The 12,936-nt window shown below is 70.4% G+C and carries 11 protein-coding genes; 5 read left to right on the top strand and 6 right to left on the bottom strand.

The window, feature by feature from the left end; genetic code table 11:
• Nucleotides 1-162: 162 nt before the first annotated feature.
• Together JNO44_RS28225 and JNO44_RS28220 are read right to left on the bottom strand one after the other, a co-directional pair.
• Complete coding sequence (locus JNO44_RS28225; protein WP_067347060.1) at nt 163-1,635, bottom strand: sensor histidine kinase; 1,473 nt, start codon at nt 1,633-1,635, stop codon at nt 163-165.
• Between the two features lie 368 nt (nt 1,636-2,003).
• Nucleotides 2,004-2,627: a TetR/AcrR family transcriptional regulator gene (locus JNO44_RS28220; RefSeq protein WP_205366613.1), complete on the bottom strand. Its 624-nt coding sequence runs from the start codon at nt 2,625-2,627 to the stop codon at nt 2,004-2,006.
• Between the two features lie 140 nt (nt 2,628-2,767).
• Between JNO44_RS28220 and JNO44_RS28215 the strand changes: the two genes are divergently transcribed.
• Nucleotides 2,768-3,541, top strand: a complete 774-nt coding sequence (locus tag JNO44_RS28215; RefSeq protein WP_205366612.1) for an SDR family oxidoreductase — start codon at nt 2,768-2,770, stop codon at nt 3,539-3,541.
• A gap of 383 nt (nt 3,542-3,924) precedes the next feature.
• On the top strand, nt 3,925-4,707 hold the full coding sequence (nagB, locus tag JNO44_RS28210; RefSeq protein WP_205366611.1) for a glucosamine-6-phosphate deaminase: 783 nt from the start codon (nt 3,925-3,927) through the stop codon (nt 4,705-4,707).
• Nucleotides 4,708-4,985: 278 nt separating this feature from the next.
• Here the strand turns inward: nagB and JNO44_RS28205 are convergent, their stop codons facing one another.
• From JNO44_RS28205 to JNO44_RS28190, 4 genes are all read right to left on the bottom strand, one after another.
• On the bottom strand, nt 4,986-6,515 hold the full coding sequence (locus JNO44_RS28205) for a glycoside hydrolase family 3 protein (RefSeq protein ID WP_205366610.1): 1,530 nt from the start codon (nt 6,513-6,515) through the stop codon (nt 4,986-4,988).
• 2 nt (nt 6,516-6,517) lie between these two features.
• A complete protein-coding gene (locus tag JNO44_RS28200) occupies nt 6,518-7,348 on the bottom strand; it encodes a carbohydrate ABC transporter permease (protein WP_205366609.1) in 831 nt (276 codons plus the stop codon).
• On the bottom strand, nt 7,345-8,319 hold the full coding sequence (locus JNO44_RS28195; protein WP_205366608.1) for a carbohydrate ABC transporter permease: 975 nt from the start codon (nt 8,317-8,319) through the stop codon (nt 7,345-7,347). The genes JNO44_RS28200 and JNO44_RS28195 overlap by 4 nt, the downstream gene beginning before the upstream one ends.
• A 165-nt stretch (nt 8,320-8,484) precedes the next feature.
• A complete protein-coding gene (locus tag JNO44_RS28190) occupies nt 8,485-9,750 on the bottom strand; it encodes an extracellular solute-binding protein (protein ID WP_205366607.1) in 1,266 nt (421 codons plus the stop codon).
• A gap of 241 nt (nt 9,751-9,991) precedes the next feature.
• On the opposite strand from JNO44_RS28190, the gene JNO44_RS28185 reads away from it, so the two are divergent.
• From JNO44_RS28185 to mctP, 3 genes are all read left to right on the top strand, one after another.
• Entirely contained in the window at nt 9,992-10,753 is a 762-nt protein-coding gene (locus JNO44_RS28185) for a GntR family transcriptional regulator (protein WP_205370660.1), read from the top strand.
• Nucleotides 10,754-10,978: 225 nt separating this feature from the next.
• Nucleotides 10,979-11,239, top strand: a complete 261-nt coding sequence (locus JNO44_RS28180; RefSeq protein WP_205366606.1) for a DUF3311 domain-containing protein — start codon at nt 10,979-10,981, stop codon at nt 11,237-11,239.
• Entirely contained in the window at nt 11,236-12,900 is a 1,665-nt protein-coding gene (mctP, locus tag JNO44_RS28175) for a monocarboxylate uptake permease MctP (RefSeq protein ID WP_205366605.1), read from the top strand. The genes JNO44_RS28180 and mctP overlap by 4 nt, the downstream gene beginning before the upstream one ends.
• The last annotated feature ends 36 nt before the right edge of the window (nt 12,901-12,936 follow it).

Genomic DNA, 12,936 nt, shown 5'->3' with positions numbered 1-12,936 from the left:
CGGATTCCGGACCTCTCCGGCGAAACCGGCCCCGATCCGCCGTCAGGCCCCAGACCGGGTCCGCGACGTCCCGTCGTTCACCCGATGCGGTGAGAGTGGTGCCGCGCGCCGGGGGGGCGTGCCGGACGCCGCGGCCCCCGGCCATGACCCATCGGACAGGACCTAGTGCTGCTTCTCTGCACGCACGGGGATGTCGAGGAGCACCTGGGTGCCGCCCTCGGGTCGGCGGACCATGTCGAACGTGCCGCCCAACTCCCCTTCCACCAGGGTCCGTACGATCTGCAGCCCCAGGTTTCCGGCGCGGTGCGGGTCGAATCCCTCGGGCAGTCCGCGGCCGTTGTCCTGGACGGTGACCAGCAGTCGGGGCTCGGTGCGGCTGCCGCCACGGACCGCGGTGACCTCGACCGTGCCGTGCTGCTCCTGGTCGAAGGCGTGTTCCAGGGCGTTCTGGAGCACCTCGGTGAGCACCATCGACAGCGGGGTGGCCACCTCGGCGTCCAGCACGCCGAAGCGTCCGGTGCGGCGGGTGGTCACCTTGCCCGGGGCGATCTCGGCGACCATGGCCAGCACCCGGTCGGCGATCTCGTCGAATTCCACCCGCTCGTCGAGCGTCTGGGAAAGCGTCTCGTGGACGATCGCGATCGAACCGACCCGGCGCACGGCCTCGTCGAGTGCCTCGCGACCCTGCTCGGATTCCATCCGGCGGGACTGCAGCCGCAGCAGGGCGGCAACGGTCTGGAGATTGTTCTTCACCCGGTGGTGGATTTCCCGAATGGTCGCGTCTTTCGTGATCAGTTCCCGTTCGCGGCGACGGAGTTCGGTCACATCGCGCAACAGGACCAGCGAACCGATGTGCGTGCCCTTGGGTTTGAGGGGAATGGCCCGCAATTGGATCACCCCGTCGTTGCCCTCGACCTCGAATTCCCGCGGGGCCCAGCCGCTGGCCAGTTTGACCAGCGCCTCGTCCACCGGGCCACGGGCCGGGGCGAGTTCGGCGGTGGCCTGGCCGAGGTGGTGGCCCACCAGGTCGGCGGCGAGGCCGAGCCGGTGGTAGGCGGAGAGCGCGTTGGGGCTGGCGTACTGGACCACGCCGTCGGCGTCGAGGCGGATCAGTCCGTCGCCGGCGCGCGGCGAGGCGTCCATGTCGACCTGCTGCTCCGGGAAGGGAAACGTTCCGGCAGCGATCATCTGGGCCAGGTCGGAGGCGCTTTGGAGGTAGGTGAGTTCCAGCCGGCTGGGGGTCCGCACGGTCAGCAGGTTGGTGTTCCGGGCGATCACCCCGAGCACCCGGCCCTCCCGGCGGACCGGGATGGACTCGACCCGCACCGGCACCTCCTCGCGCCACTCCGGGTCGCCCTCGCGCACGATGCGGCCCTCGTCCAGGGCGGAGTCCAGCATCGGGCGGCGGCCCCGGGGAACGAGATGTCCGACCATGTCGTCCTGGTAGGAGGTCGGTCCGGTGTTGGGCCTCATCTGGGCGACCGACACGTAGCGCGTGCCGTCGAGGGTGGGAACCCACAGGACGAGGTCGGCGAAGGAGAGGTCGGAGAGCAGCTGCCACTCCGAGACCAGCAGGTGCAGCCACTCCAGGTCGGAGTCGCTCAGAGCGGTGTGCTGGCGTACGAGATCGTTCATCGAGGGCACACCTTGGAGCCTACCGGCGTACGGTATGTGTTGTGCCTGCACGGCCATGGACACGGCAGAATGGTCTAGTCCAGAATGTGCGGTGCAGCACACCGGGGGAAACCCCGGACCGCTGGAACTTCCGCTCTCCCCGCACAGGAGGGCGGATCGAGGCCCACGGCGCTCTCTGCCCTGACTGCGCCCGGGCCTCCGATCGACCGGCCCCGGGACGGGGCCGCGTCCCCTACCGCACTGGGGGCGCCTCCCGTCCGTAGTACGAGGCCGGCCGATGTCAGCTCCGGGCTGCGGTGCCGGACAGGTTGAGGGTCCTGTCCCGGCGCCGCGGCCCGCGGGTGCTTTCGGGGCCGGCGGCCGAAGATCTAGCCCCGCTCCCCCTCGCGCGGCCAGGCGTTCATCGCCAGCGAGGCGACCGCCTCCAGCGTCGCCCGGTCCGTGCCGTCCCGCGCCGACTGCGACATCCCGGCGAGGATCGCGCTCACGTACTCGGCCAGCGCGTTGGCGTCCGTGCCGGAGGGGACCTCGCCGACGGCGATGTCGGCCCGGATCGCCCGCTCGATCTCCCGGACGTTCGTCTGCCGCTTCTCCCGGAGGGACGCGGCGACCTCGGCGGAGGCGGGTGCGGTGTTCAGCGCGGCGCTGATGACCATGCAGCCGCGCGGGCGGTCCGGAACGGTGTATTCGGCGGCAGCCTCGCGCAGCGCCCGCTCGACGCCGCGGCGGGCGGTCGGCTCCTCGGCCAGCGCGCGGGAGATGAAGCCGCCGTACAGCTGTCCGTAGACGGTGATCGCCTCGTCGAACAGGGCCCGCTTGTCGCCGAAGGCGGCGTAGAGGCTGGGGGCGCTGATCCCCATCTCGCGGGTGAGGTCGGAGATGGACGTCGATTCGTATCCGTGCTCCCAGAACGAACGGAGCGCCTTCTCCAGGGCCGTGTCACGGTCGAACGACCTGGGCCGGCCACGCTGCTTGGTCTCCTTGGCCACCATGGAGTGAATTCTATAGCGGTCGATAAGAAATGCGTGCTACGGTTTTTATGTAGCGAGCACTACAGAAAAGGCTCGCCGGACGGCGCGTTGCGCGTGCGGACGAGACGCACGGGCGCGGAAGACGAAGGGGAGGGCCCGAGATGGGTGCACTCAGCGGGAAGACGGCACTGGTGACGGGCGGCGGCCGGGGCATCGGCCGGGCGATCTCGGAGCGACTGGGGCGGGACGGCGCGCGGGTCGGCGTGCACTACGCAAGCGACGAGACGGCCGCGAAGGAGACGGTCGCGGCGATCGAGGCGGCGGGCGGCGAGGCGTTCACCGTGCGCGCCGAGCTGGGGGTACCGGGGGACGCCGAGGCGCTGTGGTCCGCGTTCGACGCGCAGGCCGACGGGCTGGACATCCTGGTCAACAACGCAGGGATCAACAAGGCGTTGGACGGCACCCTGCGCCCGTTCGAGGCGATCACGCGCGGCGATATCGAGCACCTCTTCGCGGTCAACGCCACCGCGCCGTTCTTCGTGATCCAGGAGGGGCTGTCCCGCCTGCGGGACGGCGGACGGATCATCAACGTCTCCACGGGGTTGACGCGCAGCGCCGCCAAGTCCGATCTGATCGCCTATGCGATGTCCAAGGGCCCGATCGACATACTGACCAGTTCGTTGGCACAGGAGCTCGGCCCTCGCGGCATCACGGTCAACGCGGTGGCACCCGGCGCGGTCGACACGGACATGAACGCCGCCTGGCTGCGCGGCGAGGGGAACGCCGAGGCGCGCACGGCGACGGGAGCGCGCTCGCCGCTGGGGCGGGTGGCGGACCCCACCGACATCGGCGACCTCGTGGGGTTCCTCGCCTCGAACGACAGCCGGTGGGTGACGGGCCAGTGGATAGATGCCACTGGCGGCGCCCTGCTCTGACGAACAACGGGCGGCAGGCGATGGGCGGCAGGCGACAGGCGGCAGGCGGCAGGCGGCAGGCGGCAGGCGACGGATAGACCTCCGATCGGCCTCCGCGACGGCGCCACCCCGCGCGATTGCCGCGACCCGAGTGCGCACCCGGCCGGGCGCACCGATCGACGCGCCCGACCCTGCCCACATGCTCGTTCCCACCCGTATGCCGGTTCCGGACCGTATGCCGGATGCGGCGCCCGGACTCAGGGCCTCGGTCCGGTCACCGGGGCGAGGGGGAGAAGTGGGGAAAACGTGCGCTTTTGTTCAGCAGCGCCACGGGGTCGCGTTGGCCTGCCTCTGCTAGATTGGTCTATACCACATAGCCCATTCTCCAGAACGGCAGGCCAAGCGTGGAAGTTGTCATCGTCCCGGATGCCGTGGCAGGCGGCGAGCTCATCGCGGAGGCCATCGCCACCCTGGTGCGCCGCAAGCCCGAGGCGCTGCTCGGGGTGGCCACCGGCTCGACCCCGTTGCCCATCTACGAGGCGCTGGCGACGAAGGTCCGGGCCGGTGCGGTGGACGCCTCGCGGGCCCGGATCTGCCAGCTCGACGAGTATGTGGGCCTGCCCGCCGGGCACCCCGAGTCCTACCGCTCGGTGGTACTGCGCGAGGTGGTGGAGCCGCTGGGGCTCGACGAGAGCGCGTTCATGGGGCCGGACGGCGCGGCGGAGGACGTCCAGGCCGCCTGCGAGGCGTACGACAAGGCACTGCGCGACGCCGGCGGGGTGGACCTCCAACTGCTCGGCATCGGCACCGACGGGCACATCGGCTTCAACGAGCCCTGCTCGTCGCTGGCTTCCCGTACCCGTATCAAGACCCTCACCCAGCAGACCCGGGAGGACAACGCCCGCTTCTTCGACAGCCTGGACGAGGTCCCGCACCACGTCATCACCCAGGGCATCGGCACCATCCTGGAGGCCCGTCACCTGGTGCTGCTCGCCACCGGCGAGGGCAAGGCCGACGCCGTGGCGCAGGCCGTCGAGGGGCCGGTCGCCGCGCTGGTGCCGGCCTCGGCGCTCCAGCTCCACCGGCATGCCACGGTGGTCGTCGACGAGGCCGCGGCGTCGAAGCTGAAGCTGGCCGAGTACTTCCGCGCGACCTACGCCGCCAAGCCGGAGTGGCAGGGGCTCTAGAAGAACCCACCGGCGGCCCGAGGGCCCGTACCGGTGCCGGGCCCCCGCGGGGCCGGCGCGGGTACGGGCCCTGTGCGTGTCGCGGGGCGGGGCGACGCGCCCCACGCGGTCGCCCCGCCTGGCGGCTGCCCCCACCCGCGGGCATGTCCGCCCGTCGGGGAGGGGCCGCCGGGGAGGGCGCACGCCCCGTCAGGGGGTGCGCGCCCTCGGGGCCGCTGACGTCAGGGGTGTGCCGCGTGGTGCGGCTCACCCGTCAGGGAGGCTGACGTCAGGGCCGGTCAGTTCGGCCGTCGGCCGGTGAGGGCCTCGGCCGCGGCCTGCGCGCAGACGCGGGCCGCGCCGTGGGTGGCGAGGTGGGGGGTGCCCTGGGGTGGCGCCTGGGGGACGCCCATCTCGACGACGGCGGTGTCGGGGCGGGCGGTCAGCAGGGCGTGCAGCGCGTCGGCCATCCACGGGTGGCGGTGCAGGTCGCGGACGACGGCCACGACGGGGCGTTCGCCGGCGGCGGTGAGCAGGGTGTCGACGAGGGCGCGGGTGCCGGCCGCGGCGTCCTCTGCGGCGTAGGCGGCGGTCTCGGTGCCGGGGAGGAGCCGGGAGAGTTCGGCGGCGACGCCCCAGGGGGTTTCGTCGCCGACGGCGATGTTGGCGAGGGGGGTGAAGGAGGCGACGTAGGCGGGGCCGGTCAGCGGCGTGCAGGGGGTGGTGGAGGTCAGACGGAGGGCGCGGCGGGCTGCGGTCAGGCCGATCCCGGGTGCCGGCGCGATTTCCTCCCCCGCGCCCGCACCCGTGGTCCAGTGCGCCAGGGCGCGGACCCGTGCCGCGGCGTCGGCGAGCCGCTCCTCGGGCAGTTCGCCCTCCCGGACGGCGCGGACCAGCGCGTCGCGGAGCCGCAGCACGGTGTCCTCGTCGGCGAGTCCGCCGCCGACGCAGATCGCGTCGGCCCCGGCCGCGAGCGCCAGGACGCTGCCGCGTTCGATGCCGTAGGTGGTGGAGATGGCCCGCATCTCGATGCCGTCGGTGACGATCAGGCCCTCGAAGCCGAGGCCGCCTTCGGTGACGGGTGCGCGCAGCAGGCCGTGCAGGGCGGCGGGGCTGAGCGTGGCGGGGCGTTCTGCGTCCAGGGCGGGCAGCAGGATGTGGGCGCTCATCACGGCGCGGGTGCCGGCGGCCACCGCGGCGCGGAACGGCACCAGTTCGCGTTCCTGAAGCATCGTCAGATCGGCGGTGATGCGGGGGAGGTCGTGGTGGGAGTCGGTGGCGGTGTCGCCGTGGCCGGGGAAGTGCTTGGTGCAGGCGGCAACGCCGGCGGACTGCAACCCCTCGACGTAGGCGGCGGTGTGCCGGGCGACGAGGTCGGGGGCGGCGCCGAAGGAGCGGACCCCGATGACGGGGTTGGCGGGGTTGGAGTTGACGTCGGCGGAGGGGGCCCAGTTGACGTTGATGCCGCAGTCGGCCAGGCAGCGGCCGAGTTCGCGGGCGACGGCGCGGGTCAGCTCGGTGTCGTCGACGGCGCCGAGCGCGAGGTTGCCGGGGAAGGAGGAGCCGCCGCGCACTTCGAGGCGGGTGACGTCGCCGCCCTCCTCGTCGATGGCGATCAGCAGGTCCCCGCGGACGTCGCGCAACCGGCCGGAGAGGGAGGCGAGTTGTTCGGGGTCGTGCACGTTGCGACCGAAGAGGGCGACGGTCATCAGTCCCTCGTCGAGGCGGTGCAGCAGCCAGTCCGGCGCGGTGGTGCCGGTGAAGCCGGGCTGGAGGACGGCGAGCGCGTCCCGGGTGAGGGTGTCGATGGAGCGGGTGACGGTGGCCATGGCTATCCCTTCACCGCGCCGGAGGTCAGACCGCCGACGGCCTTGCGTTGCAGGAACAGGAAGAGGACGAGGATCGGGAGGGCGAAGAGGGAGGCGGCGGCCATCGTGGCGCCCCAGTCGTTGCCGAACTGGGTCTGGAACTGGGACAGCCACAACGGCAGGGTGCCGGCGCCGGGCTCCTTGTTGAGCACCAGCACGAGCGGGAACTCGTTCCAGGCGGTGATGAAGCCGAAGAGGGAGGTGGCCATCAGGCCGGGGGCCAGCAGCGGCAGGACGACCTTGACGAACGCCTGGCGGCGCGAGCAGCCGTCCACCATCGCGGACTCCTCCAACTCCTTGGGCACCGCGGCGACATAGCCGCGCAGTGTCAGGAGGGTGAAGGGCAGCACCATCAGCATGTAGAAGAAGGTGAGCGGCAGCAGGCTGTTCAGCAGGTCCGCGTCCCGGACGATCATGTAGATCGAGATCACCATGACCTCCCAGGGCGCCATCTGGGCGACCATGAAGGTCAGCAGGATGCCCTTGCGGCCCTTGAACCGCATCCGGGCGATGGCGAACGAGCCGCACAGTCCGATCACCAGCGACAGCCCGACGGCGACCACGGTCACCAGGACGGAATTCCCGGCCAGCCGCCAGAAGTTCGGGGCGGCCACGGCCGTCGCGAAGTGCGAGAAGGTGCCGTGGAACGGGAACCACACCGGGTCCTCGCTGAGGATGTCCTGGGTCGGCTTGAAGGCCGTGGCGAACATCCAGTACACGGGGAAGGCGAAGACGAGCGCGAGGACGGCGGCTGTCGCGTTGGGCCAGATCCGGCCGGCGAGTGAGCGCTTCACAGCGCGTCCTCCTCTTGCTTGAGCGTCAGGCGCAGGTAGTACGCGGTGAGGCCGAGCAGCACCACGATGGTCAGCACGGAGATCGCGGCGCCCATCCCGAAGTGGAGGTTGCCGACGCCCTCGGTGAAGGCGTAGATCGGCAGCGTCTCGGTGAGCCGGTCGGGGCCGCCCTGGTTGATCGCGAAGATCTGCGGGAACGCCTTGAAGACCCAGATGACTTCGAGGAACGTCGTGGCCATGAAGAAGGGGCGCAGGAAGGGAAAGGTGACGGAGGTGAAGATCTTCCAGGTGCCGGCGCCGTCCATCCGGGCCGCTTCGTAGAGCTCCTTGGGGATCGTCGTGGTGGCGGCGTAGAGGTTGAGGGCCACGAAGGGCAGCGACTGCCAGACGATCAGGACGGTGATGACGAAGAAAGTGGACAGCTGGGTGCCGACCCAGTCGTAGCGGGCCATGGAGTGCCAACCGAGGTGGTCCAGCACCCAGTTGACGACGCCGTAGCGGGAGTCGAAGAGCCATTGGAAGACGGTGGTGGCGGCGATCGACGGCATCGCCCAGGCCAGCACCAGCGCCACCGACAGCGTCAGCCGCATCTTCTTGCCCAGCCGGGCCAGCAGCAGTCCGAGCAGGGTGCCCAGCACCATGATCAGGACGACGTTGACGGCGGTGAAGACGACGGTGCGGACGGTGACCCGCCAGAACTGCTCGCTGCCCAGGGTCTCCTGGTAGTTGCCCAGCGCCCGCCAGTCGGTGAGGTGCTGGATCAGCTCCTTCATGTTGAGGTTCTGGAAGGAGAGCACCAGGTTGCGGACGAGTGGCCAGCCCAGGAAGACCGCGGTGGCGAGCAGGGCAGGGAGCAGCAGGAGGTAGGGGGCGGCCCGCCGGCCGCCGGCGCCGCTCCGGGCCGGCGGTGCGCCGCCCTTGCCGGTCCGCGGCGCGGTCCTCCCCGCCGCTTCGTCGAGCTGCACTGCCATGAGCGTGTGGTCCCCTCGTTCCCGTGGATGCGCCTGTGGTGCCCGTGGAGGCGGCCGCCGGTCCCGCGGGGGCCGACCCGGCGCGGTGGCGGCGGCCGCGGTCGCTGTACCGGGTGTACGGGCGGGGCGGCAGGGACGCCCCGCCCGTACGCGTCCGGTGGCCGGCTACTGCTTGGCGAGCCGGGCGTTCAGCTCGGACTCGATGTCCTTGGCGGCGTCGGTCGGGGCCTTACCGTTCAGGACCGCGGTCATGTAGTTCTTGATCGGGTTCGGCACGTTCTCGACCGCGGCCCACTGCGGGATCAGCGGGGTGGTGCCGCCGGACTTCTCGGCGGCCGGGGCGGCGGCCGCGGCGGCCGGGTTGTCCTTGGCGGCGCCGGCCAGGGCCGGGGACTTGGGCGTCCAGCCGGATTCCTTGACCATCTGGGCGTCGTTGTCCTTGGAGAGGGCGACCTTGAGGAATTCCTTGGCGAGTTCCTGGTTCTTGCTCATTCCGGCGACGGCGAAGTTGGAGCCGCCGAGGAAGACACCCTCGGGCTTGGCGGCACTCTCCCCCGGAATGGTGAAGAATCCGATGTCGTCCTTGATCTTCGGATTGGCCTTGATGGCGGTGGCCGCCTCGTAACCCATGGCGATGATGGCACCGGTCTTCCCCTTGGCGAAGATCTCGCCCTGTTGTGGGGTGGCCTCGTCCTTGTTCTTGGGGGCGGTGCTGAACGCCTGGTACTGCTTGTAGATGTCCATTGCCTTGGCGACCTTGGGGTCAGAGAAATTCGAGACCCATTTGCCGCCTTCCTTCTTCACCAGTTGCGCACCGGTGCCGATGGTCAGGCCGTCGAGGAAGTACCAGTTCTGGCCGGGCAGGTAGAGCGGCTCGGCGTCGGTCTTCTGCTTGATGGCGTCAAGGTCGTGGAAGAGCTCGGCGCGGGTGGTGGGGAGCTTGGCGATCCCGGCCTGGGCCCAGATCTTCTTGTTGTACATCACCACGCGGTTGCCGGCGAACCACGGCAGGGCGTACTGCTTCCCGTCCACCATCGCGGCCTTGTTGAAGGCGTCGTTCCAGTCGGCGCCGATCTCCTTCTTCAGATCACCGAGGTCGACCAGGGCGCCGGCCTTGGCGTAGGCGGCGGTCTGGGTGTTGCCGATCTCGACGACGTCCGGCGGGGTGTCCTCGGAAAGCGCGGTGCTCAGCTTCTGCTGAATGCCGTTCCACTGCTGGACCTTGAATTCCACAGTGGCGCCGGTCTTCTTCTCGAATTGCTCGGACACCTGCCTGGTCCATTGGTCCGGATTGGAGCCGGACATCACCCATACGGTCAGCTTCTGCCCCTTGAAGCCGTCGGCACCCGCATTTCCGCCGCTCGACCCACAGGCAGCGACACTCACCAGCATTCCCGCGACCGCGGTCGCCGCTATGAGCCCACGCTTCATCGCGCTCTCCCCCTCAAGGACGGGTTTGGCTTTAATGGTTTAGACCAGTTCCCGCAGCTTGGCCTAGACCTTTAGGGGTGTCAAGGGTGTATAAGAGTCGCTGTCAGGTCCGTTACCGGACCGACATCTGACGGGGCGGGACCCGCGTGGATCCCCGGACACCCCGTCCGTGCCACGATGTGAGCCGCTACGTACGGAGGAGCCGGTGACGGCAGCACGACAGGCATCGGAGAGGCGGGTCATGGACACCGAGGTGGGCAGCGCCGAGAACGGCGGCAGCGCCACACGCACCGCCCGGGTGCCCAAGTACTACCGGCTCAAGCGGCATTTGCTGGAGATCACCGAGACCCTGCCGCCGGGCACCCCGGTGCCGCCCGAGCGCACCCTCGCCGCGGAGTTCGACACCTCCCGCACCACCGTCCGCCAGGCCCTCCAGGAGCTGGTCGTCGAGGGCCGCCTGGAGCGCATCCAGGGCAAGGGCACCTTCGTCGCCAAGCCCAAGGTCTCCCAGGCGCTGCAACTGACCTCCTACACGGAGGACATGCGGGCCCAGGGTCTGGAGCCGACCTCCCAGCTGCTGGACATCGGCTACGTCACCGCCGACGACCGGCTGGCCGGGCTGCTGGACATCGTCCCCGGCGGCCGGGTGCTGCGCATCGAGCGGCTGCGGCTGGCCAGCGGCGAGCCGATGGCCATCGAGACCACCCACCTGTCGGCCAAGCGGTTCCCGGCGCTCCGCCGCAACCTCGTCAAGTACACATCGCTCTACACCGCGCTGGCCGAGGTCTACGACGTCCGGCTGGCGGAGGCCGAGGAGACCATCGAGACCTCGCTGGCCACCCCGCGCGAGGCCGGGCTGCTGGGCACCGACGTCGGCCTGCCGATGCTGATGCTCTCCCGGCACTCCCTGGACGCCCATGGGCAGCCGGTGGAGTGGGTGCGCTCGGTCTACCGCGGCGACCGCTACAAGTTCGTCGCCCGCCTCCAGCGCCCGGCGGACTGAACCCGCCCGCGCACGCCGCACCGGGCCGGGCCGTACGGGCCCCGGCCGCACCGCCGCCCGTCCACCGCGTCACCCCACGAGGGCCGGCCCGGCGCCTTCTCCGCCCAACTCCCCTGCGGTAACCGCCCCATACCGATATGCGGACAGCTAGTGACGCGCGCCACTGCCCTGGCTTAGATTTCCAGCCGATTACACAGGAGTTCACCAGGGACGGGAGCCACGGTCATGGCCGAGAAAGCCGCATCACCGGACCGCAGACCGGTCGTCACCCCCACGCGGGTGGTGGCCGGATTGTGCCTGCTCGCCCCGTTCATCGCGATGTTGTGGGTGAGTTCGTACGCCAGGATCGAGCCGACGCTGATCGGGATCCCGTTCTTCTACTGGTACCAGATGGCGTGGGTGCTGATCTCGACGGCGCTGACCGCCGTGGCCTACAAGCTGGTTCAGCGTGAGCAGCGCGCCCGCAAGGGGGGTGCGGTCCGATGACGACCCCCGTCACGACGCTCGCCGCCGCCTCCCGGGGCATCAACGGCGTGGCGCTCGCCGTCTTCGTCTTCTTCTTCCTCGCCGTCACGGTCATGGGCTTCCTGGCCGCGCGCTGGCGCAGGGCCGAGCAGTCCGCCAGCCTCGACGAATGGGGCCTGGGCGGGCGGAGCTTCGGCACCTGGATCACCTGGTTCCTGCTGGGCGGCGACCTGTACACCGCGTACACGTTCGTGGCCGTGCCGGCGGCGATCTACACGGCCGGCGCCTCCGGCTTCTTCGCCGTCCCGTACACCATCCTGGTCTACCCGCTGATCTTCACCTTCCTGCCCCGGCTCTGGTCGGTCTCGCACCGGCACGGGTACGTCACCACCTCCGACTTCGTCCGTGGCCGCTTCGGCTCCAAGGGCCTGTCGCTGGCGGTGGCGCTCACCGGCCTGCTCGCCACGATGCCCTACATCGCGCTCCAACTCGTCGGCATCCAGGCCGTGCTGGACGTGATGGGGGTCGGCGGCGGCGAGCACGCCAACTGGTTCGTCAAGGACCTGCCGCTGCTGATCGCGTTCGCCGTGCTGGCCGCGTACACCTACTCCTCGGGCCTGCGGGCGCCCGCGCTGATCGCGTTCGTCAAGGACGGGCTGATCTACCTCGTCATCGTGGTGGCGATCATCTACATCCCGATCAAGCTGGGCGGCTTCGGCGAGATCTTCCACTCGGCCAAGGAAACGCTCGCCGTGCACGGGCCGACCGGCAAACCCCGCGGTGAACTGGCCAGCGGCCCCAACGCCCAGTGGGCGTACGCGACGCTCGCGCTCGGCTCGGCGCTGGCGCTGTTCATGTACCCGCACTCGATCACCGCGACGCTCTCCTCGCGCAGCCGCAACGTCATCCGCCGCAACACCACCATCCTGCCGCTCTACTCCCTGATGTTGGGCCTTCTGGCGCTGCTCGGCTTCATGGCGATCAAGGCCGGCACGGACACCCGGGGCAATGCGCAGCTGGCGATCCCGCAGCTCTTCGCGGACATGTTCCCCAGCTGGTTCGCCGGGGTGGCGTTCGCCGCGATCGGCATCGGCGCGCTGGTGCCCGCGGCGATCATGTCGATCGCCGCCGCCAACCTCTTCACCCGGAACGTCTACAAGGACTTCCTCAAGCCCGCCGCCACGCCCGAGCAGGAGCACAAGGTCGCCAAGCTGGTCTCCCTGCTGGTCAAGGTCGGGGCGCTGGTCTTCGTCCTCACCATGGACAAGACGGTCGCGATCAACTTCCAGTTGCTGGGCGGCATCTGGATCCTGCAGACCATGCCGGCGCTGGTCGGCGGCCTCTTCACCCGGTGGTTCCACCGCTGGGCGCTGCTGGCCGGCTGGGCGATCGGCATGGTCTACGGCACCCTCGCCGCGTACGGGGTGGCCAGCCCGACCCAGAAGCACTTCGGCGGCTCCAGCGCGGAGATCCCCGGGATCGGCGAGATCGGCTACATCGGCCTCACCGCCTTCGTGCTGAACGTGGTGGTGACGGTCGTCCTGACGGTCGTCCTGAAGGCCCTCAAGGCCCCGGAGGGCACCGACGAGACCGTCCCGGCCGACTACACCGCCGACCTCGGCGACAAGGGTGTCACCGCCGACCTGCCGCCGGCGACGACGGGGGCGCCGGCGGGGCACTGACGGGCATCAACTACGGCGGAGGGCTGCCGCGTTCCC

Source organism: Streptomyces noursei (genome assembly GCF_016917755.1).
Taxonomy (GTDB): Bacteria; Actinomycetota; Actinomycetes; order Streptomycetales; family Streptomycetaceae; genus Streptomyces; species Streptomyces yunnanensis.
Note: the sequence above shows the minus strand (reverse complement) of the source record. Positions and strands in the feature narration are given on the sequence as shown.

Excerpts from the sequence above, each read along its gene's own strand:
- JNO44_RS28185 (WP_205370660.1), top strand. The coding sequence starts at position 9,992 with ATGGACACCGAGGTGGGCAGCGCCGAGAACGGCGGCAGCGCCACACGC.
- mctP (WP_205366605.1), top strand. The coding sequence starts at position 11,236 with ATGACGACCCCCGTCACGACGCTCGCCGCCGCCTCCCGGGGCATCAAC.
- JNO44_RS28180 (WP_205366606.1), top strand. The coding sequence starts at position 10,979 with ATGGCCGAGAAAGCCGCATCACCGGACCGCAGACCGGTCGTCACCCCC.
- JNO44_RS28225 (WP_067347060.1), bottom strand. The coding sequence starts at position 1,635 with ATGAACGATCTCGTACGCCAGCACACCGCTCTGAGCGACTCCGACCTG.
- JNO44_RS28215 (WP_205366612.1), top strand. The coding sequence starts at position 2,768 with ATGGGTGCACTCAGCGGGAAGACGGCACTGGTGACGGGCGGCGGCCGG.
- JNO44_RS28205 (WP_205366610.1), bottom strand. The coding sequence starts at position 6,515 with ATGGCCACCGTCACCCGCTCCATCGACACCCTCACCCGGGACGCGCTC.
- JNO44_RS28190 (WP_205366607.1), bottom strand. The coding sequence starts at position 9,750 with ATGAAGCGTGGGCTCATAGCGGCGACCGCGGTCGCGGGAATGCTGGTG.
- JNO44_RS28195 (WP_205366608.1), bottom strand. The coding sequence starts at position 8,319 with ATGGCAGTGCAGCTCGACGAAGCGGCGGGGAGGACCGCGCCGCGGACC.
- JNO44_RS28220 (WP_205366613.1), bottom strand. The coding sequence starts at position 2,627 with ATGGTGGCCAAGGAGACCAAGCAGCGTGGCCGGCCCAGGTCGTTCGAC.